At 70.2% G+C, this 23,174-nt stretch carries 18 protein-coding genes; 10 read left to right on the forward strand and 8 right to left on the reverse strand.

Features of this window, described 5'->3' with window-relative positions; all coding sequences use genetic code 11:
- Positions 1-168: 168 nt before the first annotated feature.
- Positions 169-2,811, reverse strand: coding sequence for a DNA mismatch repair protein MutS (gene mutS, locus ASE22_RS24425; protein WP_235535988.1), 2,643 nt, complete (start codon positions 2,809-2,811; stop codon positions 169-171).
- Between the two features lie 116 nt (positions 2,812-2,927).
- Here mutS and ASE22_RS24430 point away from each other — a divergent pair, with 116 nt between their 5' ends.
- The gene (locus ASE22_RS24430; RefSeq protein WP_056365938.1) at positions 2,928-5,189 is read left to right on the forward strand and encodes an NADP-dependent malic enzyme; all 2,262 of its coding nucleotides are present in this window, start codon (positions 2,928-2,930) and stop codon (positions 5,187-5,189) included.
- Between the two features lie 51 nt (positions 5,190-5,240).
- Here the strand turns inward: ASE22_RS24430 and ASE22_RS24435 are convergent, their stop codons facing one another.
- Positions 5,241-5,969, reverse strand: coding sequence for a hypothetical protein (locus tag ASE22_RS24435; protein WP_056365940.1), 729 nt, complete (start codon positions 5,967-5,969; stop codon positions 5,241-5,243).
- A gap of 178 nt (positions 5,970-6,147) precedes the next feature.
- On the opposite strand from ASE22_RS24435, the gene recF reads away from it, so the two are divergent.
- Complete coding sequence (gene recF / locus ASE22_RS24440) at positions 6,148-7,230, forward strand: DNA replication/repair protein RecF (protein WP_056365943.1); 1,083 nt, start codon at positions 6,148-6,150, stop codon at positions 7,228-7,230.
- 303 nt (positions 7,231-7,533) lie between these two features.
- A complete protein-coding gene (gene gyrB / locus ASE22_RS24445; protein WP_056365946.1) occupies positions 7,534-10,014 on the forward strand; it encodes a DNA topoisomerase (ATP-hydrolyzing) subunit B in 2,481 nt (826 codons plus the stop codon).
- Between the two features lie 49 nt (positions 10,015-10,063).
- Here the strand turns inward: gyrB and ASE22_RS24450 are convergent, their stop codons facing one another.
- A complete protein-coding gene (locus tag ASE22_RS24450; protein WP_056365949.1) occupies positions 10,064-11,416 on the reverse strand; it encodes a DUF3999 family protein in 1,353 nt (450 codons plus the stop codon).
- Positions 11,413-14,247 (reverse strand): DUF2339 domain-containing protein, encoded by a 2,835-nt coding sequence (locus ASE22_RS24455; protein WP_056365952.1) that lies wholly within the window; start codon positions 14,245-14,247, stop codon positions 11,413-11,415. Before ASE22_RS24455 ends, ASE22_RS24450 begins: the two co-directional genes overlap by 4 nt.
- Before the next feature lie 139 nt (positions 14,248-14,386).
- On the opposite strand from ASE22_RS24455, the gene ASE22_RS24460 reads away from it, so the two are divergent.
- Complete coding sequence (locus ASE22_RS24460) at positions 14,387-14,863, forward strand: YaiI/YqxD family protein (protein ID WP_056365955.1); 477 nt, start codon at positions 14,387-14,389, stop codon at positions 14,861-14,863.
- Between the two features lie 77 nt (positions 14,864-14,940).
- Here ASE22_RS24460 and ASE22_RS24465 read toward each other — a convergent pair whose 3' ends face one another.
- The 4 genes from ASE22_RS24465 to ASE22_RS24480 form a co-directional block, all read right to left on the reverse strand.
- Complete coding sequence (locus ASE22_RS24465; RefSeq protein ID WP_056365960.1) at positions 14,941-15,468, reverse strand: DUF1993 domain-containing protein; 528 nt, start codon at positions 15,466-15,468, stop codon at positions 14,941-14,943.
- A 200-nt stretch (positions 15,469-15,668) separates the two neighbouring features.
- Positions 15,669-15,989, reverse strand: a complete 321-nt coding sequence (locus tag ASE22_RS24470; RefSeq protein WP_056365962.1) for a hypothetical protein — start codon at positions 15,987-15,989, stop codon at positions 15,669-15,671.
- Between the two features lie 32 nt (positions 15,990-16,021).
- Positions 16,022-16,621, reverse strand: coding sequence for an NAD(P)H:quinone oxidoreductase (wrbA, locus tag ASE22_RS24475; RefSeq protein WP_056365964.1), 600 nt, complete (start codon positions 16,619-16,621; stop codon positions 16,022-16,024).
- Positions 16,622-16,775: 154 nt separating this feature from the next.
- Entirely contained in the window at positions 16,776-17,474 is a 699-nt protein-coding gene (locus ASE22_RS24480; RefSeq protein ID WP_056365967.1) for a pirin family protein, read from the reverse strand.
- Between the two features lie 131 nt (positions 17,475-17,605).
- Here ASE22_RS24480 and ASE22_RS24485 point away from each other — a divergent pair, with 131 nt between their 5' ends.
- The 6 genes from ASE22_RS24485 to ASE22_RS24510 all read left to right on the forward strand — a co-directional run bounded on the left by ASE22_RS24485 (position 17,606) and on the right by ASE22_RS24510 (position 23,172).
- On the forward strand, positions 17,606-18,523 hold the full coding sequence (locus tag ASE22_RS24485) for a LysR family transcriptional regulator (RefSeq protein ID WP_056365970.1): 918 nt from the start codon (positions 17,606-17,608) through the stop codon (positions 18,521-18,523).
- A gap of 133 nt (positions 18,524-18,656) precedes the next feature.
- A complete protein-coding gene (locus ASE22_RS24490) occupies positions 18,657-18,923 on the forward strand; it encodes a DUF3297 family protein (RefSeq protein ID WP_056366215.1) in 267 nt (88 codons plus the stop codon).
- A 5-nt stretch (positions 18,924-18,928) separates the two neighbouring features.
- Positions 18,929-19,816 (forward strand): aldose 1-epimerase family protein, encoded by an 888-nt coding sequence (locus ASE22_RS24495; RefSeq protein ID WP_056365973.1) that lies wholly within the window; start codon positions 18,929-18,931, stop codon positions 19,814-19,816.
- A 109-nt stretch (positions 19,817-19,925) separates the two neighbouring features.
- Entirely contained in the window at positions 19,926-20,216 is a 291-nt protein-coding gene (locus ASE22_RS24500; RefSeq protein WP_056365975.1) for a hypothetical protein, read from the forward strand.
- A 266-nt stretch (positions 20,217-20,482) separates the two neighbouring features.
- Positions 20,483-20,875, forward strand: coding sequence for a peptide-methionine (R)-S-oxide reductase MsrB (gene msrB, locus ASE22_RS24505; protein WP_056365978.1), 393 nt, complete (start codon positions 20,483-20,485; stop codon positions 20,873-20,875).
- A gap of 167 nt (positions 20,876-21,042) precedes the next feature.
- Positions 21,043-23,172, forward strand: coding sequence for a transglycosylase domain-containing protein (locus ASE22_RS24510; RefSeq protein ID WP_056365980.1), 2,130 nt, complete (start codon positions 21,043-21,045; stop codon positions 23,170-23,172).
- Positions 23,173-23,174: the final 2 nt, after the last annotated feature.

Here is a 23,174-nt window from a genome sequence, read left to right on the forward strand (position 1 = left end):
CGGCGGCCATCGCCGCCAGCGCCGCTCCTGCGGCGAGGCGGATCGCGGTCGATCTCTGCTTGGTCATGATGGTCCTCCCAAAAGGCTCGGGAGAGCTTTTGCGCGCGCGTCTCCAGGAACAAGCGGGGTTCGACCAACCTACGGCACCGCCGGACGAGCGACCCCGCCTTATTCCCCGGCGCCGCGCACGATCGCCTTGAGGCGGTAGAGGATGTCGAGCGCGTCGCGCGGAGAAAGCGAGTCGACGTCGATCGTCTCGATCTCGTGGCGCAACGGATCGGGCGCCGCCGCCTCGACCTGCGCGGCCGCCGCGAACAGCGGGAGATCGTCCAGACCCGCCGCGAGCCCGCCGGTCGCAGCGCGTCCGGCCTCGAGCTTCTTGAGCACCTCGCGCGCCCGCGCCAGCACCGGCGGCGACAGGCCGGCCAGCTTGGCGACGGCGATGCCGTAGCTGCGGTCGGCGGGTCCCTTGGCGAGTTCGTGCAGCAGCACCAGCTCGCCCTTCCACTCACGCGCGCGGACATGGTGGAGCGACAGCGCGTCGAGCCGCTCGGCCAGCCGGGTCAGCTCGTGATAATGGGTCGCGAACAGGCAGCGGCACCTGTTGATGTCGTGCACCGCCTCGACCACCGCCCAGGCGATGGCGAGGCCGTCATAGGTCGAGGTGCCGCGCCCGACCTCGTCGAGGATGACGAAGCTGCGCTCGGTCGCCTGCGCCAGGATCGCCGCGGTCTCGACCATCTCGACCATGAAGGTCGATCGGCCGCGCGCGAGATTGTCCGAGGCGCCGACCCGGCTGAACAGCCGGTCGACGATGCCGAGCCGCGCCGACGCCGCCGGCACCGGGCTGCCCGCCTGCGCCAGGATCGCAATCGCGGCGTTCTGGCGCAGGAAGGTCGACTTGCCGCCCATGTTGGGGCCTGTCACCAGCCAGAGGCGCTCCTGCTCGCCGAGACAGCAGTCGTTGGCGACGAAGCGCGCACCCTGCGCCGCCACCGCCGCCTCGACCACCGGATGGCGGCCGCCGCGCACGTCGAAGCAGCTGTGCGGCTCGAAATGGGGACGGGTCCAGCCGCCCTCGGCCGCACGTTCGGCGAGCGCCGCGGCGACGTCGAGCCGGGCGAGCGCATCGGCAGTCGCGGCGATGGCGGCGGTGCGGGCGAGCGCGGACGCCATCAACTCCTCGAGATGCGCGGCTTCCGCCGCCAGCGCATGCTCGCCCGACTGGCCGACCCGCATCGCCTGCTCGTGCAGGTCGGGCGCGTTGAAACGGACGACGCCGGCCAGCGTCTGACGATGGGTGAAGCCCGAATCCGCCGCCATCAGCGGATCGGCATGTTTGGCCTGCACCTCGATATGATAGCCGAGCACGCCGTTATGCTTGATCCGGAGCGAGGCGATGCCGGTCTCGGCGCGATAGCGCGCCTCCAGCGCGGCGATCGCCTTGCGCCCCTCGCCGCCCTGGCCGCGCAGCACGTCGAGCGCGGGATCATAGCCCTCGGCGATATAGCCCCCCTGGGCCGCGTCGATCGGCGGAGTGGCGACCAGCGCGCGCCTGAGCAGGTCGATCAGCGCCCCATGGCCGACCAGTTCGGGCAGCAGCGCATCGAGCAGCGGGGGCATGGGCGCGGCGCGGCCGAGCAGGTCGTGGAGCAGCCGCGCCTGGTCGAGCCCGTCGCGCAGCTGGCCGAGGTCGCGGGGCGAGCCGCGCCGCGCGACCAGCCGGCCGAGCGCACGGCCGATGTCGGGCAGCGCCCGGAGCGCGCCGCGCAGCCGGTCGCGCAGGCCACCGTCCCCCTCGAACAGCGCCACGAGGTCGAGCCGCGCCTCGATCGCCGCGACGTCGGTGAGCGGGGCCGACAGGTCGGCGCCGAGCAGCCGCGCGCCCGCGCCGGTCACCGTCCGATCGACCGCATCGAGCAGGCTGCCCTTGCGGACCCCCGCCTGGCTGAGGGTGATCTCCAGGCTTTCGCGCGTCGCCGCGTCGATCATCATGTGATCGGCGACGATGCGGCGGCGCGGCGGCTGCAGGAAGGGAAGGCTGCCCTGCCCGGCGCGCTCGAGATAGGCGATCAGCGCGCCCGCCGCGGCCAGCTCGGCGCGGGAAAAGGCGCCGAAGCCGTCGAGCGTGGCGACGCCCAGCAGCCGCTTCAGCCGCTCCTCGCCGCGGATCGAATCGAAATGCTCGCGCGGCCAGGCGACCGCCTCGGCGGGCATCTCCCCGAAATCCTCGGGGACGACGATCTCGGCGGCGGCGAGCCGCGCCAGCTCGGCGTCGAGTGCGGCGAGCGGCAGGCCGGCGATCTCGAACCGCCCGGTCGAGATGTCGGCGGCGGCGATGCCGATGCGGCGGTCCCCCTCCTCCTTGGCCTCCCCCTGTCCCACGCTCGCCACCGCGACCAGCCAGTTGGCGGCGCGCGAATCGAGCAGCGCCTCCTCGGTCAGCGTGCCCGCCGTGACGACGCGGACGATGGCGCGGCCGACCAGCGCCTTGGCGCCGGCGCGCTTCTTCGCCTCGGCCGGGCTCTCGGTCTGCTCGGCGATCGCGACGCGGTGCCCCGCCTTGATCAGCCGGGCGAGATAGCCCTCGGCCGCATGGGCGGGGACGCCGCACATCGGAATCGGCCGGCCGTCATGCTCGCCGCGCGCGGTGAGCGCGATGTCGAGGCAGGCGGAAGCGGCCTTCGCATCGTCGAAGAACAGCTCGAAGAAGTCGCCCATCCGGTAGAACAGCAGGCAGTCCTCGGCCGCCGCCTTCAGAGCCAGATATTGCGCCATCATCGGGGTCGGCGCCGATGCTGACGGGGCCATATCCTTTTTTGCGGTTTGCGCCATCCGGACGCTGATAGCGGCTTGTGGACTCTCGGGCCATGCCCCAAAAGCGGGCCGGGCAAAACACGGGCGGGGTGCCGCGAGGGGGCCATAGCATGAGCGACAGCAAGGTTCAGTTTTCCGACCGGGAGGCGCTGTTCTTCCATTCGACCGGACGGCCGGGGAAGATCGAGATCATCGCGTCGAAGCCGATGGCGACCCAGCGCGACCTGAGCCTCGCCTATTCGCCGGGCGTCGCGGTTCCGGTCCGCGCGATCGCCGCCGATCCGGCAACCGCCTATGACTATACCGCCAAGGGCAACCTGGTCGCGGTGATCTCGAACGGCACCGCGATCCTCGGCCTCGGCAATCTCGGCGCGCTCGCCTCGAAGCCGGTGATGGAAGGCAAGGCCGTCCTGTTCAAGCGCTTCGCCGACGTCGACTCGATCGACATCGAGCTCAACACCGAGGACCCCGAGGCGTTCATCAACGCCGTCGCGCTGATGGAGCCGACCTTCGGCGGCATCAACCTAGAGGACATCAAGGCGCCCGAATGCTTCATCATCGAGCAGGCGCTGAAGGAGCGGATGAACATCCCGGTGATGCATGACGACCAGCATGGCACGGCGATCATCGCCGCCGCCGGTCTCATCAACGCCGCCTATCTTACCAAGCGCGACCTCAAGGACATGACCGTCGTGGTCAACGGCGCCGGCGCCGCCGCGATCGCCTGCACAGAGCTGATCAAGGCGGTCGGCGTGTCGCCCGACAAGGTGCTGCTGTGCGATTCGAAGGGGGTCGTCTACCAGGGCCGCACCGAGGGCATGAACCAGTGGAAGTCGGCCCATGCCGCCCCCACCGACAAGCGCACCCTGGCCGAGGCGGTCGAGGGCGCCGACGTATTCCTGGGCCTGTCGGTCAAGGGCGCGCTGACCCCCGAGATGGTCAAGACGATGGCGCCGCATCCGATCATCTTCGCGATGGCGAATCCCGATCCCGAGATTCTGCCGCCCGACGCCAAGGCGGTGCGCGCCGACGCGATCGTCGCGACCGGTCGGTCGGACTTCCCGAACCAGGTCAACAACGTGCTCGGCTTCCCCTTCATCTTCCGCGGCGCGCTCGACGTGCGCGCGACCGGGATCAACCAGGAAATGAAGATCGCCGCCGCCCAGGCGCTGGCCGAGCTGGCGCGCGAACAGGTGCCCGAGGAAGTGGCGGCCGCCTATGGTGGCGAGGCCCCGCGCTTCGGCCGCGACTATATCATCCCGGCGCCGTTCGATCCGCGCCTGATGGAGGTGGTGCCCGTCGCCGTCGCCAGGGCGGCGATGGAGACCGGCGTCGCCCGCGCGCCGATCCTCGACCTCGAAGCCTATAAGAACAGCCTCAAGGCGCGGCTCAACCCGACCACCTCGGTCCTCACCCTCGCCTCCGAGATCGCCCGCGCGCATCCCAAGCGGGTCGTGTTCGCCGAGGCGGAAGAGGAAGTGGTGCTGCGCGCCGCGATCCAGTTCAAGAATCTCGGCTACGGCACCCCGGTGCTGGTCGGCCGCGACGACGTGCCCGACAAGCTGCGCGAGCTGGGCGTCGACGATCCCGAGACCTACGAGCTGCACAACAGCCGCAACTCGCCGCTGATCGAGCGCATGGTCGACTATCTGTACGACCGGATGAAGCGGCGGGGGGCGCTGCGCCGCGAGGTGCAGGCGATGGTCAACCAGGATCGCAACATCTTCGGCGCGCTGCTGCTGGCGCTGGGCGAGGCCGACGCGATGGTGACGGGCACCACCCGCACCTATAGCGGCACCTTCCGCCAGATCCGCCGCGTGCTCGATCCGATCGAGGGCAAGAAGCCACTCGGCATCCACCTGTTCGTCGGCCAGAGCCACACCGCCTTCATCGCCGACACCACGGTCACCGAGCGTCCCTCGGCGACCGAACTCGCCGACATCGCCGAGGCGACCGCCGCGGTGGCGCGCCGCATGGGCCACGAGCCGCGCGTCGCCTTCCTCAGCTATTCGACCTTCGGCAATCCGTCGGGCAACTGGCTGGAGACGGTGCGCGGCGCGGTGAGCGAACTCGACGCGCGCGGCGTCAGCTTCGAATATGAGGGCGAGATGGCCCCCGACGCGGCGCTCAATCCGTCGATCATGAAGCTCTACCCGTTCAACCGCCTGTCGGCACCGGCCAACGTCCTGGTGATGCCGGGCCTGCAGTCGGCCAACATCTCGGCCAAGCTGCTTCGCGAACTGGGCCGCGGCTCGATGATCGGCCCGATGCTCGTCGGCATGGAGAAGCCCGTCCAGATCGCGACGATGTCGTCGAACGCGGCCGAGATCATGACCCTCGCCGTGCTCGCGGCAGCGGGCATCGCGCACTGATCTTCCGCAGAACCTCCCTCCCTTCAGGGGAGGGAGGGATTCGCCGCCCGCCTACTCCGGCTTCTTCGCCATCGATTCCTGCATCGACGCGACCAGCGCCTCGACGCTCTGCGGCTGGGCGGGCAGGCGGAAATAGGCCGAGGGGAAGGCCGCCTTGCCGGCGAGGTTGAGGCGGAAGCGGCCACCGACGTCGATCGGCGTGCCCAGCGCGAAGATCGTCCGCGTCTCGCCGACCAGTTCGGTCGCCAGCGCGCCGATCAGCGGCGCCGAAGGCACGATCGCGGCATTCATGAACTGCTCGAGCGCGGCGCCGACCGGCTTGAGGTCGGCATCCTCGCTGATCAGATAATCGGTCGGCTTGTCGGGCTGGGTGCTGTCGAGCCCCTTCACATGATAGACCCGCCCGTCGCGGCCGCCCGCGCTGCCCGGCTCGCCGGGCTCGATCGTCAGCGCGACCTTCGGCCGTGCCTCGGCGGGCTGGTCGAACAGCCCCTCGAAGATCGGCGGCAGCACCCGGTCGATCGCGGTCGCGACATCCTTGAGCCGCGCCACCGTCGGCTTGCCGCCCTCGACGTCGACGATGTAGAATTCGCCGCCGACCAGCAGGCCGTAATCCTCGCTGCCCACCTCGCCGATCCGCGCGTCGCCATTGTCATGGACGTCGATCTGCAGCTGCTTGGCCTGGCGCACGTCGATATAGACGGCGCGCAGCCCCGCCCGCGCGGCGCCCGATGCGAGCAGCAGCGCGCCGACGGCAGCCATGATCAACCCGCGCCGCATTCGCACCCTCCCGACGTCATCCCGGCGAATGCCGGGATCTCCCTGTCTTGCGACCTTACCGGCAGCGTCGCGGAAGAAAAGGGAGATCCCGGCTTTCGCCAGGGTGACGGCAATGGGGAATGGATCGACAAGAGGCAGGACGCTTCCCCTCGACCGCAAAATCGCCAATGAGGGGGCCATGACCGTCGCCCGCCTGATGCTGACCGACTTTCGCAGCTATGCGTCGGCGACGATCGCGGCGGGGCCGGGCTTCGTCGTGCTGACCGGCGAGAACGGCGCGGGCAAGACCAATATCCTCGAGGCGGTGTCGATGCTGGGCCCGGGGCGCGGGCTGCGCGGCGCGGCGCTGGCGGAGATGGCGCGCGAGGGCGGGGCGGGCGGCTTCGCGGTCGCCGCCGAGCTTGCCGGCGGCGCCAGCGAGGGCGTGCGCCTCGGCACCGGCACCACCCCCCAGGCGCCCGAACGGCGGCAGGTGCGGATCAACGGCGCCGCGGCGTCGGCGGCGGCGCTCGGCGAATGGCTGTCGCTGCTGTGGCTGACACCGGCGATGGACCGGCTGTTCACCGAGGGCGCCGAGGGTCGCCGCCGCTTCCTCGACCGGCTCGTCCTGGCGATCGAGCCTGGCCACGCCCATCATGTCAGCCGCTACGATGCGGCGATGCGGGCGCGCAACAAGCTGCTCGCCGCGGAGGGACCGCCCGACATCGCCTGGCTCGACGCGCTCGAGATCCAGCTCGGCCAGCACGGGCAGGCGATCGCCGAGGCGCGCGCCCGCACCGTCACCGCGCTCGCCCGGCGCATCGCCGCCGAACCCCAGGGGCCCTTCGCGCGCGCCGCGCTGATGATCGAGGGCTGGCTGCCCGGCGCCCGGCCGCTGGTCGAGGAGCTGCGCCAGGGCCGCGCCCGCGACACCGCCGCCGGCCGCACCCTGTCGGGGCCCCACCGCCAGGACCTCGCCGTCAGCCACGCCGCCAAGCAGCAGCCCGCCGCCCGCGCCTCGACCGGCGAACAGAAGGCGCTGCTGCTCGGCCTCGTCCTCGCCCATGCCGACCTCGTCGCCGAACGGCGCGGGCAGCGGCCGATCCTGCTGATGGACGAGGTCGCCGCCCATCTCGACCCCGTTCGCCGCGCCGCGCTGTTCGACCGGCTCGGCCGGAGCGGCGGCCAGATCTGGCTGACCGGCACCGAACGCGCGCTGTTCGACGGGATCGGCGAGGCGAGCTGGCTTGCGGTCGGGGGCGGGGTGGTGGAGCCGCGATAATTTCCCGTCGCACGGCGGAGACGCGACCCTTGTGGAAGCTCCGCTCAGCTATCCGTCATCCCGGCGACGCCCGGATCTCCCTTCTCTTTCCGCGAGATCCGCCTTCTCGCATCCTTAAGACCAGTGGGATTCCGGCGTTCGCCGGAATGACGAGGAGAATTACGCAAAGCTCCCGCCTTCGCTGGCATGATGACTTTGTGCGGACCTTTTTCGCGGGAATGACGCAAGAGAGGGCGTAGACCGACGGTCCCTGCCACCCCTCTTTCTTTTGGCTTTTGCGACAGCCGTCGCTATATAATCGCTATGACGAGCGAAACCGAAAACACCCCCAACGCAAACAGCTATGGCGCCGATTCGATCAAGGTCCTCAAGGGTCTCGACGCGGTGCGCAAGCGCCCCGGCATGTACATCGGCGACACCGACGACGGGTCGGGCCTCCACCATATGGTGTTCGAGGTTTCGGACAACGCGATCGACGAGGCTTTGGCCGGGCATTGCGACCGGATCGTCATCACGCTGAACCCCGACGGGTCGGTTTCGGTCGAGGATAATGGCCGCGGCATCCCGACGGGCATCCATGCCGAGGAGGGCGTATCGGCGGCCGAGGTCATCATGACCCAGCTCCACGCCGGCGGAAAGTTCGACAACACCAACGACGCCAACGCCTACAAGGTGTCGGGCGGCCTCCACGGCGTCGGCGTCTCGGTCGTCAACGCGCTCAGCGACGTGCTCGACCTGACGATCTGGCGCGACGGCGAGGAACATTACATGCAGTTCCGCCAGGGCGACGCGGTCGCGCCGCTCAAGGTGGTGGGGCCGGCGAACGGCAAGAAGGGCACCAAGGTCACCTTCACGCCGTCGGCGAGCACCTTCAAGATCCTCGAATTCGACTTCGAGAAGCTCGAGCACCGCTATCGCGAGCTCGCCTTCCTCAATTCGGGCGTCCGGCTGTTCCTGGCCGACGAGCGCCATGCCGAGCGCAAGGAGGTCGAGCTGTTCTACGAGGGCGGGATCGCCGCCTTCGTGAAATATCTCGACCGCACCAAAGTGCCGCTGATGCCCGATCCGGTCGCGATCAACGGCCAGCGCGACGATGTCGGCATCGACGTCGCGCTCGAATGGAACGACAGCTATTACGAGCAGGTCCTCTGCTTCACCAACAACATCCCGCAGCGCGACGGCGGCACCCATCTCGCCGCCTTCCGCGCGGCGCTGACCCGCACCCTCAACAACTATGCCGACAAGTCGGGCATGTTGAAGAAGGAGAAGGTCACCCTCACCGGCGACGACATGCGCGAGGGGCTGACCGCGATCGTCTCGGTCAAGCTGCCCGACCCCAAATTCTCGTCGCAGACCAAGGACAAGCTGGTCTCGTCCGAGGTTCGCCAGCCGCTCGAAAGCCTGATGGCCGACAAGCTCGCCGAATGGCTCGAGGAAAATCCCGCGCATGGCCGCTCGATCATCCAGAAGGTGATCGACGCCGCCGCCGCGCGTGAGGCCGCCAAGAAGGCGCGCGAACTGACCCGCCGCAAGGGGGTGATGGACATCGCCTCGCTGCCCGGCAAGCTCGCCGACTGCCAGGAGCGCGATCCCAGCAAGTGCGAACTCTATCTCGTCGAGGGTGACTCGGCCGGCGGCTCGGCGAAGCAGGGGCGCGACCGCGTCTACCAGGCGATCCTGCCGCTCAAGGGCAAGATCCTCAATGTCGAGCGCGCGCGCTTCGACCGCATGCTGTCCTCGAAGGAGGTCGGCACGCTGATCCAGGCGATGGGCACCGGCATCGGCCGCGACGACTTCAATCTCGAGAAGCTGCGCTACCACAAGATCGTGATCATGACCGACGCCGACGTCGACGGCGCGCATATCCGCACCCTGCTGCTGACCTTCTTCTACCGGCACATGAAGCCGATCATCGAGGCGGGCCATCTCTACATCGCCCAGCCGCCGCTCTATAAGGTCGCGAAGGGCCGGTCCGAGGTCTATCTGAAGGACGATGCCGCGCTCGACGAATATCTCGTCACCGGCGGCCTCGGCGCGATGATGCTCGAGACCCCGTCGGGCGCGCGCTCGGGCGACGACCTGCGCGTACTGGTCGACCATGCCCGGCGGATGCGTTCGCTGATGCGCTTCGTGCCCAAGCGCTACGACCCGGTGATCGTCGAGGCACTGGCGCTGACCGGCGCGCTCGATCCCCAGAGCGGCGACGAGGGCCATCGCGCCTCCGCCCGCGCGGTCGCGGCCTGGATGGGCCGGATCGATCCCGAAGCCACCTGGTCGGGCGACCTGTCCGAGGATGGCGGCTATCACCTCCAGCGGCTGTGGCGCGGCGTGACCGACCATCACATCATCGAGCCCGCCTTCATCCGCTCGGCCGAGGCGCGCAAGCTCCACACGCTCGCCTCCGAACAGGCGGACAGCTATGCGGACAGTGCGCGGCTCGTGCCGCTGCGCAGCGCCACGGCGGCCGCGGGCACCGATGACGACGAGCCCGTCGCCGACACGCGCGGCACCGCGATCCACCAGCCGTCCAACCTGCTCGACGCGGTGCTGGCGGCGGGCCGCAAGGGCATGTCTGTCCAGCGCTACAAGGGGCTGGGCGAGATGAACGCCGAGCAGCTCTGGGAAACCACGCTCGACCCGACCAATCGCGCGATGCTGCAGGTCGAGATCGCGCAGGCCGACGTCGCCGACGAGATCTTCACCCGCCTGATGGGCGACGTGGTCGAACCGCGCCGCGAGTTCATCCAGGAAAACGCGCTCAGCGTCGCCAATCTCGACATCTGACCGGCCGCATCATCATCCCGGCGGAGGCCGGGATGATGAGAAAGCTCGCTCACCCCGCCTTTGCCGGCCTCCACAGCCGCCACACCATCAGCCCCAGCGCCGCTACGCCGAGCAGCAGCAGGCCCCAGAGCAGGGTCTTGCGTGGGCTGAACGGCCGGTCGTCGGCCTGGGCGAGCGCCAGCGGGGAGCTCGGCGGCGCGGCGACCGTCGCCTGCGGCAGGCGGTCCTCCGCGCCGGGGCGATAGCCGGGAACCAGTTCCCCCATCGCCAGATAGCGGCTCTCGGCACCGGCGACCCCCGCTGCCAGCGTATAGGGCGGCTTGCCGTCGAACAGCACCGCCAGCCGGGCCGGCTCGAACAGCAGCTTCAGCCGCGGCGCCGCCGCGAAGCCCGGGGTACGGCGGTCGGCCTCGATCCGATAGTCGCGATAGATCGCGCCCGACAGCTCGATCGGGGCGGTCGCGCCGGCGCGCAGGCTGCCCGATCCGATCGGCGTCCAGCTCTGGTCCGGGGCGTTGCGGCCGAACAGGGTGACGGGAACGAGCATCTCGCCCGCCGCCGGCGCGATCGTCACCGCCGCGAGGAGCATCGGGCGGGGCAGGGTGAAGCGGACGTCGTGCGCCTCGAGCCGGCGTGGCGCGCTGGTCGCTATCGCGGGGCGGTCGTCGGTGTCGAGCCGGCGCGCCACGTCGACCAGCGCCCCGCGCAACTCGACCGGGGCGAGCAGTCGCTGCGGGCTCGTCCAGGTCACGCGCAGATAGCGGCCCTCGAGGCCGATATCGTCGAGCGGGATCGCCTCGGACCCGATCGCGCCGGCGCGGCCGGCCTCGCGCCGGTAGAGGATCTTGCCGCCCACAGGCGTCCAGTCCGCCAGGTCGGGACTGGTCTCGACCACGAAGCTGACCGGCTGCTGCGGCGGCAGCACGGCGTCGAGCCGCAGGCTGCGCGCGCGCCCGACGATCGCGCGCGTGTCGAACAGGGCGCCCAGGGTGACGGCCCTGGCGGCGGAGGCGGGACCGCGCACCACCGTGACGATCCGGTCGCCGTCGCGCTGCTCGACCCGCAATTCGGTCCCTTCGGCGGCGAGCGCCCCGGCGGGGCCGACGATCGGGAAGGCGGGCAGGCGCAGCGTATCGATCGCGGCCCGGCCCGCCGCCGGGCCGGCGATCGCCATGGCGAGCGGAGTCCCGGCGCCGTCGAAGATCCGGACATCGGCACGCGTTGGCGAGCGCAGCGCCGCCAGCGCCGCCGCCGGCAGGTCGATCCGCTGGACCGATCCGCCCGGCGCGGGGGTGACGGCCAGCCGCACCGCATAGGCGGACGGATCGGCGGGATCGGCCCCGTCCTGCGCGGAGCAGCCGGCCAGCAGCGCGCAGGCCGCCGCCGTCATCCACCGGGTCATGCCTGCGCCTCCTTCGGCTCTTGGTCCTTCGCATCGCCATCGCGGGGCGGCAGCGGCGCAAAATAGCCGACCACCAGCATCAGCGCGCCGACGACGATGAAGGTCACGATCCTGGCGCCGCCGCTCGCCTGCGACAGATCGACGAAGAACAGCTTGAGGATGACGACCACCAGCAGCGCCGCACCGGCGATCCACACCCCGCGTTGCCCGCGCCGGTGCGCGAACAGCATCAGGCCGAGCGACAGCAGCGTCCACAGGATGGTGAGCCCTGCCTGCACGACCGCCGAGCCGAGCAGCGCGTCGCCATCCCAGGCAACGCCGAGATGATGATGGGCGACGCGCAGCCACAGCATGTTGATGTCGACGAAGCCCAGTCCCGCCAGCGCCATCCAGGCGCCGCGCCCCGCGATCCAGCCGAAGCCGCGATAGGGCGGATCGACCGCGATCAGGCTGCGCCGCCACAGCACCAGCGCGGCGAGCGCGAGCGCCAGGGTGAGCTCGACCGGATTGAGCAGCGGCACATAGGGAAGCGGCGCGGCATCGCCCTCCGCCAGCAGCGCCGCGAGGAGCGAGCCGCCATAGACGAGCGCGGCGACCGGCAGCGCCGCCTGTGCGTGATAGCCGGCGAGATGGCGATCGAGCGGCCAGCGGCGCGCTTCGACCGGGCGCCGCGCCGCGCGCCCCGCCCAGGCGGTCAGGAGGCCGAGCATCAGCACCGCCGCGACGAGGAAGACCACTCCTGCCCAACTGCTGTTCCACAATGCGCCGCGATCGATGCCGAGCCACAGGCAGTCGGCGAGCAGCGCCGCCGCGAGCCAGACCCCGCCGACATGGCTGAGCCGCTGGAGCAGCAGCGCGCCGGGCCGCGCATCGCCATCGCGGTCATTGGCGTGGAGCAGATGAAGATGGAGCGCGATCGCGACGATCCAGGCGATCCAGCCGGGATGGTAGAGGACATGGCCGTCGAGCATCGCCTGCCCGAGCCAGCTGCCGGCCAGCACGACCAGCGTCACCCGGCCCGGCCAGGTCGCGACGTCCCAGCGCAACCGCCGCCCGGCGAGCGCCGCCACCCAGGCGCTGGCGACCAGCGCGACCATGGTGAGCGACTGCTGGGTCGCGGCCGTGAACACCGGCACGCTGCCCTCGCCCGCGACCAGCGGCGGGACGGTGCGGCAGATCTCGGCGATCGACGCCAGCGACCAGAGCAGGAAGCCGAACAGGAAGGCGGGCTTGCCGAGCAGCGCTTCCCCCGCCGCATAGGCCCTGGCGGGGCGCGATCCGCTGTGCGGCAGGGGTTCGCGCAGCCACCAGGCGGTGGCGAGGATCGGCACCGTGACGAGCAGGCCGGTCAGGAAGACCGGATTGACGATCGGCAGCGCCTGCGGCCCGTCCTCGAGCAGGCCCAGGAACAGGAAAGCGGCGACGAACTGGAGCAGCAGGCCGAAGGCCCGCGGCATCCAGCGCGCCTGGCGCATGCCGACCCAGAAGGCGCCCGCACCCTCGAGCGCCCAGGCGGAGCCCGTCCAGCGGGCGCCGAAGGCGAGCGGGATGGCGAGGGTCGCGAAGCCGATGCCGATCGCGAGCAGCGTCTCGGCGAGCAGCCGATAGTCGTCGCCGCCACGCCGCCGCACCGCGACGGCGAGGGCCAGGTAGAGCGCGCCGAAGCCGAGCGCCGCGAAGGCCGCGCCATATTCATAGGGCGCGACCAGTCCGACCTGCAGGCCGAAGCCGACCAGCGCGGTGCCGAACAGCAGACTGCTGTCGACGAACCGGCCGACCCGGCTGTCGCTGTTGCGCGCATAGAGGATCGCGATCGCCAGGTAGATGACCACCGAGGCGATCAGGAAGGGCTGGGCCACCGCGAAATCCTGCGGCCGGTAGCTCAGCGTGCCCCAGAAGGCGGCGATCCCGAAGGTGGCGAAGAAGCCGATCAGGTTGATGCTGCGCCACGCCTTCTTCCAGGCGAGCGCCAGCACCGCCAGGTTGAGCAGCAGATGATAGCCGAACATCACCGCGACCGGCCCGCCCTCGCCGCCGAGCAGCAGCGGCACCGCATAGCCGCCCGCGAAGGCGGCCGCGGCCAGCCCCTCGGCATCCTGGAGCAGCGCCAGCGCGACCGCCCCGGCACAGACCAGCACCATCAGCGCGAAGGCGGCGGGCAGCGGCAGCATCGGATAGAGCGCCGCCGCCGCGAAGATCGTCAGATAGAGCGTGGCGACGCCGCCGCCCTGAAGCGCGAGCGCGAAGCCGGGCCGGACGGTCCGCCGGTTGAAGCCGACGCCGAGCAGCGCGATCCCCGCCGCCGCGACCAGCGCCAGCCGTATCTCGATCGGCAGCAACCCGGCGCCAGCCGCCCAACGCGCAAGAAAGGCGAGGCCGATGAACAGCACGACCAGGCCGGCGCGGACGATGGTGTTGCCGCCGAACATCCAGTCGCGCGCGGCGGCGATGCCGCGCGCCACGAAGCCGGGTTCGGCGGGCTCGGCGGGCATGGGCGCCGGCATGGAGGGCGGCGTGGGCTCCGCCGGGCGCGGCGCGACCGGATCGCGCGGGAGCGGCGCGGGCGCATCGACCGTCGGACGCGGCCCGGCGGCCTCGTCGATGATGCGGACGCCGCGCCGCCCGGCCGGCGGCGACGCCGTGGCGGGATCGGCGGAGACGCCCTCGGCGGGACGATCGACCAGCATCGCGCGGATCTCCGCACGCACGGCCACGCGCAGGCCCCAGCCGGCGCCGGCGCCGGCCATGGCGCCCAGCACCATTCCGAACTGCTCGAAATCGGAGACGAACAAGCCGAATAGCGCGCCGACGAGCAACCCCCAGAGGATCATGTATGTCTCCCTGTTCCGGCCCCGGCCCCAGGGTCTAGTGCGGACCCATGGCCGCCGAAACAACTATTTGGCGCAGCACCTTGCGACCGTCCGCCGAAACCGGTTCAGCGAGCCGGGGAAAGGCATTAAGAGCGCCGCCATGATCCAGACGCTCCGCATCCTCGTCGACGCCGATGCCTGCCCGGTGAAGGAGGAGATCTACAAGGTCGCCTGGCGGATCGGCGTGCCGGTCACCCTGGTCAGCAATCAGCATCTGCGCATTCCCCAGCATCCGCTGGTCGACAAGGTGGTGGTGGGCGCGGGCTTCGACGCCGCCGACGACTGGATCGCCGAGGCGAGCGGGCCCGCGACGGTGGTGATCACCGCCGACATCCTGCTTGCCGACCGCTGCCTGAAGGCGGGCGCCACCGCGATCTCGCCGAGCGGTAAGCCCTTTACCGCCAATTCGATCGGCTCGGCGGTCGCGACCCGGGCGATCATGGCCGACCTGCGCGCCGGCATGACCGGCGAGGGGATCGGCGGGCCGCCGCCCTTCTCCAAGGCCGACCGCTCGCGCTTCCTGTCCGCGCTCGACGCCGCGCTGGTGAAACTCGGGCGGCAATTTCCGGGACGCTAGAAACGAACCGCCGATTCGCCGCCTGTCCCGGGCGCCGACGGCCGATCAGCCGCGCCCCGGGGTCAAGCGTCCGGGGGTCAGTCGCGCGGGCGGACGTCCATCTCGCCGAGGAAGTCGCGCTTGCCGAGCGGTACGCCGCGGTTGCGCAGGATCGCGTAGACGGTCGTCACGTGGAACAGCACGTTGGGCAGGACGAAGTCGCGCACATAGGTGGCGCCGGTGAAGTGGATCGCGAGATCGCCCACCTCCAGGACGATCGGCGCATCCTCGCGCCCCGCGATCGCGTTTGCGGGAACCCCGTCGAGATAGGCGATGGTTTTGGCGATCCGCTCGTGCAGCTCCGCGACGCTCTTTTCCTCGTCGGGGAAGCTCGGCGCGGTCTGGCCGGAAAGACGTGCCACGGCGCCCTTGGCGCCGTCGCTGGCGATCTGGACCTGGCGGATCAGGGGATGCATGTCGTCGGCCAGCCGCGCGCCGAGCCATTCGGATTCGGCCACGCCCTGTCCGGCGAAATGTTCGGCGCCCTTGTCGAGCACGGCGGAGAGGTTGGCGAGGCTGCGGCGGATCACCGGAATCGAAGCGTCGTAGAGCGTGGTGCTGGTCATGACATCCCCTTCGGACTGCTGTCGGCCGCTTCCATCGGTCACCGATCGTTTCGGGCAGAGGCGGCCTGCGTCGCGAAGTGGGGTCTCTCCCCGCCAAAAGCAAACCCGGCAAAAGCAAACCGCCCGCCCCCCGCGAACGGGAGACGGGCGGCGCGGACGCTGCGAGAGGGGGGGCGTTACCCGCAGCGTCAGCTTGCCGGTCAGCGGGCGAGCATCGCCACCGCTGAAATCTGACTTGGGTGGAAGCCCAGCTCGATCAGCCGGGGCTTGAGTTCGGACACGTCGGCGCGGTCGCGCACCCGGCCGACGAAGCGCCGCAGGGTTTCGAGGCGCGGATCGGCGAGCGGCAGCTTGGGCCGCAGCCCCGCGGCCGAGCCGAACAGTCGGGCCAGCCGGCCGCGCCCCGCGCGACCCGCTTCGCCCGCCTCGCGCATCGCGAGGCTGACGACCTTCCATTCGAGCGCCGAGAGCGGCGGAACATCCGCCCGGCCTCCGGCCTTGATCGCAACGGCGGTCGTCATCGCTTCCTCCTCGGTTGACGCTTGTTTACGACTCAGCCGACCAGCTTGGCTGTGATCTCCGCCACATGCCGGCCCTGAAATTTCGCGCCATCGAGTTCGGTCGCGCTCGGCTGGCGCGAGCCGTCGCCATCGGCGATCGTGGTGGCGCCGTAGGGCGACCCGCCCTTGACCTCGTCGACGCCCATCTGGCCCTGGAACGCATAGGGCAGACCGACAATCGTCATGCCGAAGTGGAGCAGGTTGGTGAGGATCGAGAACAGCGTCGTCTCCTGACCGCCATGCTGGGTCGCGGTCGAGGTGAAGGCGGCGCCGACCTTGCCGTTCAGCGCGCCGCGCGCCCACAGGCCGCCCGCGCCGTCGAGGAACGCCGCCATCTGGCTCGACATCCGGCCGAAGCGCGTGCCGGTGCCGACGATGATCGCGTCATAATTCTCCAGTTCGGCTACGGTCGCGACCGGGGCCTTCTGGTCGAGCTTGAAATGCGCGCCCTGCGCGATCTCCAGCGGCACCGTCTCGGGCACGCGCCGGACGTCGACCTCGGCACCCGCGGAACGCGCGCCTTCGGCGACGGCTTCGGCCATCGTCTCGATATGACCGTAGGACGAATAATAAAGGACGAGGATCTTGGGCATTGCGGGTACTCCGATGGGATAGGTTGGTGCTTGGTGAACTCTGGATCCTCCTCCTCCGTCACCCCAGCGAAGGCTGGGGTCTCGGGAGGCTCGCGCGCTGCGCTGCATCCCGAGATGCCGGCCGGCGCCGGCATGACGTCGAAGGGGGACCTCGTTACGCGACGTCGACCAGGACGATCTCGGCATCGTCGATCGCCCTGACCTCGATCATGTCGAGATCGGCGATCGCCACGCCGTCGCGGGGCTCGGCGGCGACGCCGTTGACCTCGATCCGGCCCGCGGTCGCGACCAGATAGGCCTTGCGGCCCCGGCCGATCGCATGGGTCGCGGTCTCGCCCGCCTTGAGCGTCGCGCCGATCACCCGGGCATCGGCCCGGATCGGCAGCGCGTCGCCGTCGCCGTCGATGCCGCTCGCCAGGGTGACGAACTGGCCGGCGCGGTCGCCCCTGGGGAAGGGACGGGCGCCCCAGCCGGGCTTCTCGCCCTGCCGGTCGGGAATGATCCAGATCTGGAACAGGGTGGTCTCGACATCCTCCTCGTTCTTTTCCGAATGGACGATCCCGGTGCCCGCCGACATCACCTGGACGTCGCCGGCCTCGGTACGGCCGGCATTGCCCAGGCTGTCGCGGTGGGTGATCGCGCCGCTGCGGACATAGGTGATGATCTCCATGTCGTTGTGCGGGTGCGGCGCGAAACCCGTGTGCGGGGCGATGGCGTCGTCGTTCCAGACGCGCAGTGCGCCCCAGTGCACCCGGCTCGGGTCACGGTAATCGGCGAAGGAGAAATGATGCTTGGCGTCGAGCCAGCCATGGTTGGCACCGCCGAGCGTCGCAAAGGGCCGAACTTCGATCATGATGCTTACTCCCGTGGCCGCCGCGCCTTGGACTCGTGGGGGCGACCTGCTGGGGATCAATCTAGGCTTGCCGGCCGGCAAATAAATGGAGATGATCGAAACCTATCGTTTCCAGATATGATCGGAATCCTATGGCTCGCCTTCCCGATTTCGAGGCCTGGGCGATCTTCGCGAAGGTTGCCGAGCTCGGCAGCTTCTCGGCCGCCGCCGACGAACTGGCGCTGTCCAAGGCGACCGTGTCCAAGGCGGTGTCGCGGCTCGAGCAGCGCCTGGCGGCACCGCTCTTCCACCGCAGCTCGCGCAAATTGTCGCTGACCGAGAGCGGCCAGCTGGCCCGGGAGCGCGCGGCGATGCTGCTGGTGGAGGGCGAGGCGATCGAGGAAGCGATCTCCGAACGCGGCGCCGTGCCGCGCGGGCTGGTCCGGCTGGCGGCGCCGATGTCGTTCGGGATCGCGCATCTCCGGCCGATCCTGCCGCTGTTCCACCAGGCCTATCCCGAGGTGGTGATCGACCTGCACCTGTCCGACGACCGGATCGACCTGATCGAGCAGGGTTTCGACATCGCGCTGCGCATCGGCCAGCTCGAGGATTCGGCGCTCAAGGCGCGAAGGCTGTTCCCCGTCCGCCTGCCGATCGTCGGCGCGCCGTCGCTGTTCGACCGGCTCGGCCGGCCGCAACATCCGCGCGACCTCGCCCGCTATCCGGCCTTCATCTACACCCATGTCCGCGCGCCCGGCCGCTGGCAGATGCGCCATCCGACCGAAGGCGAGGTCACCGTCGAGCTCAAGGGCCCGATCCGCACCAACAATGGCGACGTGCTGATCGACGCGCTGGTGGCCGGCACCGGCATCACCCCGCTGCCCGACTTCCTCGCGTGGAAATGCCTGGCGGAGGGCAGCCTGGAGGAGGTGTTGGCCGACTGGAGGACCGGACCCGACGTCGCGCTCCACGTCGTCACCCCGCCGTCCCCGCTGCGCCCGGCACGGGTCAAGGTCCTGATCGACTTCCTCGCCGCCGCCTTCCTGAAACCGCCCTGGACGACGAGCTGACGACCCGATCGCCCTCGCCCTTCCGGCGGAAGGGCGTGCAGGAGAAGTTGAGATAGCGGCCGGAGCCCGCTAAAGCCGCACCAATTCCCCCAATACCGGACCCGCCCCCATGACCGACACGACGCCCGACACGATGCCCGACACGATGCCCGACCGCCTCTCGATCAATCCGTCGAGCCCCTATTTCCAGGCAGACCTGCTCGAGCGCGGCGTCGGCATCAAGTTCAAGGGCGTCGAGAAGACCAATGTCGAGGAATATTGCGTGAGCGAGGGCTGGATCCGGGTCTCGGTCGGCAACACCCGCGACCGCAAGGGCAATCCGCTGACGATCAAGCTGAGCGGCCCGGTCGAGCCCTATCTCAAGGACGCGGTCAACGGCGGCGAAAGCGCCGAGGGCTGATCGCGATGGCGACCGGCCCCGGGCATCGCCCCCTGCACCGGATCGCATCGGACCGCCTGACCGCCGAGATTTCCGAAGACGGCGCCGAGCTGCGGCGCCTTACCGACGCCGCCGGGCGCGACTGGCTGTGGGACGGCGATCCCGCCTTCTGGGCCGGCCGGGCGCCCGTCCTGTTCCCGATCGTCGGCACGCTCAACGGCGACCATCTCCGCTGGCAGGGGCGGGACTATCATCTGCCCCGCCACGGCTTCGCCCGCCGCCGCCGCTTCGCCCCGGTCGAATGCGACGGCGACGGCCTGATCCTCAGGCTCGAGGACGACGCCGATACGCGCGCCGCCTGGCCCTTCGCCTTCACCCTCGACATGATCTTCACCGTGCGCGCCGCGACGTTGACGATGACGGGGCGCGTGACCAACCGCGGCGACGGGCCGATGCCCACTTCCTTCGGCTTCCATCCCGCGCTGCGCTGGCCGTTGCCGGGGGAGACGGGCAAGGCGGGCCATGCCATCCGCTTCGACCGGCCCGAGCCTGCCCCGGTCCGCCGCCTCGACGCCGCCGGGCTGCTCGATCCCCGACCGCGCCCCACGCCGGTCGACGGCGACACCCTCGCGCTCGACGACGCGCTGTTCGCGGAGGACGCACTGATCTTCGACGCGCTCGACAGCCGCCGCCTCGTCTATCGCGGGCCGGGCGGATCGCAGGTCGCGGTCGATTTCCAGGACATGAAGCAGCTCGGCCTGTGGATGAAGCCCGGCGCCGGCTATCTCTGCATCGAGCCCTGGCAGGGCTATAGCGATCCCGCCGGCTTCGACGGGCCGCTCGACGAGAAGCCCGGCATGGTGATCGTCCCACCGGGTGGACAGCGCCTGTTCGCCATGGCGATCACCGTCTGATGAAGGCCTCCGGCGCGCGACCGTTCGAGGATCCGGGCACCGCTCCTCCGTCCGTCGCATGCGGCCGGGCCGCCACGGAACATCGCCCTCCGGCGCGCGTCCTGACCGCATGATGCGCCCCACCGACTGGATGTCCCTCGCCTTCGACAGCTGGCGTCTCGGTAGCGAGGCTTCGGAGGTGATCGCGCTCAGGATGGCGAAGATCGCCGCGGGCGACGCGGCCGCGATGGCCGAGGCGCAACGCATGGTCACCGAGAAGATGGAGGCTGCGGCAGCGCTGCACTGGAGCGCCATGACTGGCGGACTGGGCTCGACGCCGGCTCGCCAGGCGAAGGCGACGATCGGCCATTATCGCAAGGCGGTCGCGAAGAACCGGGCCCGGCTGCGGCGCGGCCGCTGAGCCGGACGCAGCCCGGCCCGGCGGTCGAGCCAAACCGCCGGGCCGGGCGCAAGCCACTCCAGAGAAGTTGGGGGCGATTCCCCTGCGCCCCCATAAGCCGACGCAACTACAAGGACGCCATGCAACGCCGAGGACCGGGGTAGGAGGCTCGATCGTCCCCCGCAGTGATCCGTGTCACAGCCGCGAGAAAAAGCCGCGCTTCCGCTGCGGTCTTCCGATCGGACGCGGTGCTTGACCGGGGCGCCCGCGCCACCCACATTCGCCCCATGGAAAAATATGAACTCAGCGACGCCGAATGGCGCGAGAAGCTCAGTCCCGAGCAATATCAGGTGCTCCGCCAGGCCGGGACCGAGCGGGCCTTCACCGGCAAATATTGGAACAGCAAGGACGACGGCACCTATCGCTGCGCCGGCTGCGGCGAGCCGCTGTTCGACAGCGACGCCAAGTTCGATTCGGGCTGCGGCTGGCCGAGCTTCACCGCCCCGGCGGAGGGCGAGGCGGTGACCGAGCATCGCGACGTCAGCCATGGCATGGTCCGCACCGAGGTACGCTGCGCCAGGTGCGAAGGCCATCTCGGCCATGTGTTCCCCGACGGCCCGGGCCCCGAAGGCCTGCGCTACTGCATCAATTCCGCGTCGATCGACTTCGACGAGAAGTAGGGCGGCGGACGGTCCCTCACACACCGTCACGGGGCGGAGGCGAGGCGCGTCGGCCGACGTTCATCGGCGCGTCATCGCCGTTGGTCGATAGGGCACCGCAATGGATCGAAATCGAGCGGCGTCCGGCTTGGCAGCGGCGGGCATAACGGCTAATCCGGCGGTCGCGCATGTCGACCCCGCCCAAACCCGCCAAGCCCAGAGCCAAGGACAAGCCTAGCCGGATGGGCTGGATCAGGACCCTCTTCAAGATCGGCCTCTTCACCGCGCTCGCCGGCCTCGGCGCGCTGGTGATCGCCGTGCTGATCGCGATGGCCTCGCTGCCCGGCTTCGAGGAGCTGAAGTCGAGCCCCAACGGGCAGACGGTGCGGGTGCGCGCCGCCGATGGATCGGTGATCGTCGCACTCGGGCCGAGCTATGGCGACTGGCTGCCGATCGGCCAGATCCCTGACCCGATGAAGAAGGCGATGGTCGCCGTCGAGGACCGGCGCTTCTACATGCATCCCGGCATCGACCCGATCGGCATGGCCCGCGCCGCCTGGGTCGCCTGGCAGCGGCAGGGCGAAGGGCGCCGGCTCCAGGGCGCGTCGACGATCACCCAGCAGCTGGCCCGCAATATCTTCCTGACCAGCGCCTATAATTTCGGTCGCAAGTTCCGCGAGGTGATCCTCGCTCTGGCGATGGAGCGCAAATTCTCGAAGGACCAGATCCTCGAACTCTATCTCAACCGCGTCTATTTCGGCGGCGGCGCCTATGGCATCGACGCCGCGGCGCGCAAATTCTTCGATCATTCGGCGACCACGCTGGACCTGGGCGAGAGCGCGATCATCGCCGGGCTGGTCAAGGCGCCGTCGCATTATTCGCCCACCGCCGACCGCGAGGCCGCGATCGACCGCGCCAAGGTGGTGCTGGAAGTGATGCAGGACGCCGGCGCGATCACCCCCGCCGAGGCCGAGGCGATCGACCTGTCCAAGGTCCGCCTCGCCCCCGAGCGCGATCAGAACGCGGTCCGCTACTTCACCGACTGGGCGCTCGCCCAGCTCGACGAGCTCGTCGACGAGCAGGTCCAGCCGATCGACGTGTGGACGACGATCGACCCGTCGATGCAGAAGGCCGCCGACGCCGCGATCCGCGCCAACGCCCCGCCGGGGGCGCAGGGAGCGTTGGTCGCGCTCGACCGCGACGGCGCGGTCCGCGCGATGGTCGGCGGGCGCGACTATGTCAGTTCGATCTACAACCGCGCGACCCAGGCGGAGCGGCAGCCTGGCTCGGCCTTCAAGTTGTTCGTCTATCTGGCGGCGATGGAAGCGGGGATGAAGCCCGACACGCCAGTCACCGACGAGCCGGTCGACATCGACGGCTGGAGCCCGCGCAACAGCAACCGCGAATATGCCGGCGCGATCGACATCCGCACCGCCTTCGCGTTCTCGGTCAACACCATAGCCGCCAAGATCGGCCAGCAGGTCGGCTTCGACACGGTCGCCGACATGGCGCACCGCTTCGGCATCGGCACCAAGCTCAACACCCATCCGTCGATGGTGCTCGGAACCTCCGACGTGCGCCTGATCGACATGACCCGCGCCTTCGCCGCGGTGGCGCGCAAGGGCGTCGCGGTGGTTCCCTATGGCATCGTCAAGGTGACGACCGCCAAGGGCGACATGCTCTACGAGCATCGCGCCGACGACAATCGCGTGCTGGTCGCCCCCTGGGTCGCCGCCGAAATGACCGACCTGCTCCAGACCGCGGTCAACACCGGCACCGCGCGCGCAGCGCAGATCGGCCGGCCGGTCGCGGGCAAGACCGGTACCACCTCGTCGAACAAGGACGGCTGGTTCCTCGGCTTCTCCTCGGGCATCACCACCGGCGTGTGGATGGGCCGCGACGATGCCAAGACGGTCGGCGGCCTGCAGGGCGGCCGCGCGCCCGCACGCGCCTTCGCCGATTTCATGCGGGTCGCGGTCGCCAAGCGCCCCGCCGAGGCATTCGAGACGCAGGTCACCCTGCCCGAATTCCAGATCGAGCCCGACGACGAGGCCTTTTTCGGCGCCCCCGACGAGAGCTTCACCGATCCCGACGGCCTCCCGGCCGAGGACGGCAGCGAGCCCCAGGCCGATCCCGAGGACGGCTTCGAGCCGCAGGCCGCTGCCGCTCCTCCTCCGCCCCGCGTCCAACCCCCGCCACCGCCCGCCGTCCCGGCCCGCGCGCAGCAGCAGCAGCCACAACAGCGCCCTTCGCTGGGATCGGATTTCCTGAGCGGCATCGACCAGCCGCGCCGCAACGCGGATCGGCCGCGGCCCTGATC

The organism is Sphingomonas sp. Root720 (assembly GCF_001428605.1).
Classification (GTDB): Bacteria; Pseudomonadota; Alphaproteobacteria; order Sphingomonadales; family Sphingomonadaceae; genus Rhizorhabdus.

Excerpts from the sequence above, each read along its gene's own strand:
- mutS (WP_235535988.1), bottom strand. The coding sequence starts at position 2,811 with ATGGCCCCGTCAGCATCGGCGCCGACCCCGATGATGGCGCAATATCTG.
- ASE22_RS24430 (WP_056365938.1), top strand. The coding sequence starts at position 2,928 with ATGAGCGACAGCAAGGTTCAGTTTTCCGACCGGGAGGCGCTGTTCTTC.
- ASE22_RS24435 (WP_056365940.1), bottom strand. The coding sequence starts at position 5,969 with ATGCGGCGCGGGTTGATCATGGCTGCCGTCGGCGCGCTGCTGCTCGCA.
- recF (WP_056365943.1), top strand. The coding sequence starts at position 6,148 with ATGACCGTCGCCCGCCTGATGCTGACCGACTTTCGCAGCTATGCGTCG.
- gyrB (WP_056365946.1), top strand. The coding sequence starts at position 7,534 with ATGACGAGCGAAACCGAAAACACCCCCAACGCAAACAGCTATGGCGCC.
- ASE22_RS24450 (WP_056365949.1), bottom strand. The coding sequence starts at position 11,416 with ATGACCCGGTGGATGACGGCGGCGGCCTGCGCGCTGCTGGCCGGCTGC.
- ASE22_RS24455 (WP_056365952.1), bottom strand. The coding sequence starts at position 14,247 with ATGATCCTCTGGGGGTTGCTCGTCGGCGCGCTATTCGGCTTGTTCGTC.
- ASE22_RS24460 (WP_056365955.1), top strand. The coding sequence starts at position 14,387 with ATGATCCAGACGCTCCGCATCCTCGTCGACGCCGATGCCTGCCCGGTG.
- ASE22_RS24465 (WP_056365960.1), bottom strand. The coding sequence starts at position 15,468 with ATGACCAGCACCACGCTCTACGACGCTTCGATTCCGGTGATCCGCCGC.
- ASE22_RS24470 (WP_056365962.1), bottom strand. The coding sequence starts at position 15,989 with ATGACGACCGCCGTTGCGATCAAGGCCGGAGGCCGGGCGGATGTTCCG.
- wrbA (WP_056365964.1), bottom strand. The coding sequence starts at position 16,621 with ATGCCCAAGATCCTCGTCCTTTATTATTCGTCCTACGGTCATATCGAG.
- ASE22_RS24480 (WP_056365967.1), bottom strand. The coding sequence starts at position 17,474 with ATGATCGAAGTTCGGCCCTTTGCGACGCTCGGCGGTGCCAACCATGGC.
- ASE22_RS24485 (WP_056365970.1), top strand. The coding sequence starts at position 17,606 with ATGGCTCGCCTTCCCGATTTCGAGGCCTGGGCGATCTTCGCGAAGGTT.
- ASE22_RS24490 (WP_056366215.1), top strand. The coding sequence starts at position 18,657 with ATGCCCGACACGATGCCCGACCGCCTCTCGATCAATCCGTCGAGCCCC.
- ASE22_RS24495 (WP_056365973.1), top strand. The coding sequence starts at position 18,929 with ATGGCGACCGGCCCCGGGCATCGCCCCCTGCACCGGATCGCATCGGAC.
- ASE22_RS24500 (WP_056365975.1), top strand. The coding sequence starts at position 19,926 with ATGATGCGCCCCACCGACTGGATGTCCCTCGCCTTCGACAGCTGGCGT.
- msrB (WP_056365978.1), top strand. The coding sequence starts at position 20,483 with ATGGAAAAATATGAACTCAGCGACGCCGAATGGCGCGAGAAGCTCAGT.
- ASE22_RS24510 (WP_056365980.1), top strand. The coding sequence starts at position 21,043 with ATGTCGACCCCGCCCAAACCCGCCAAGCCCAGAGCCAAGGACAAGCCT.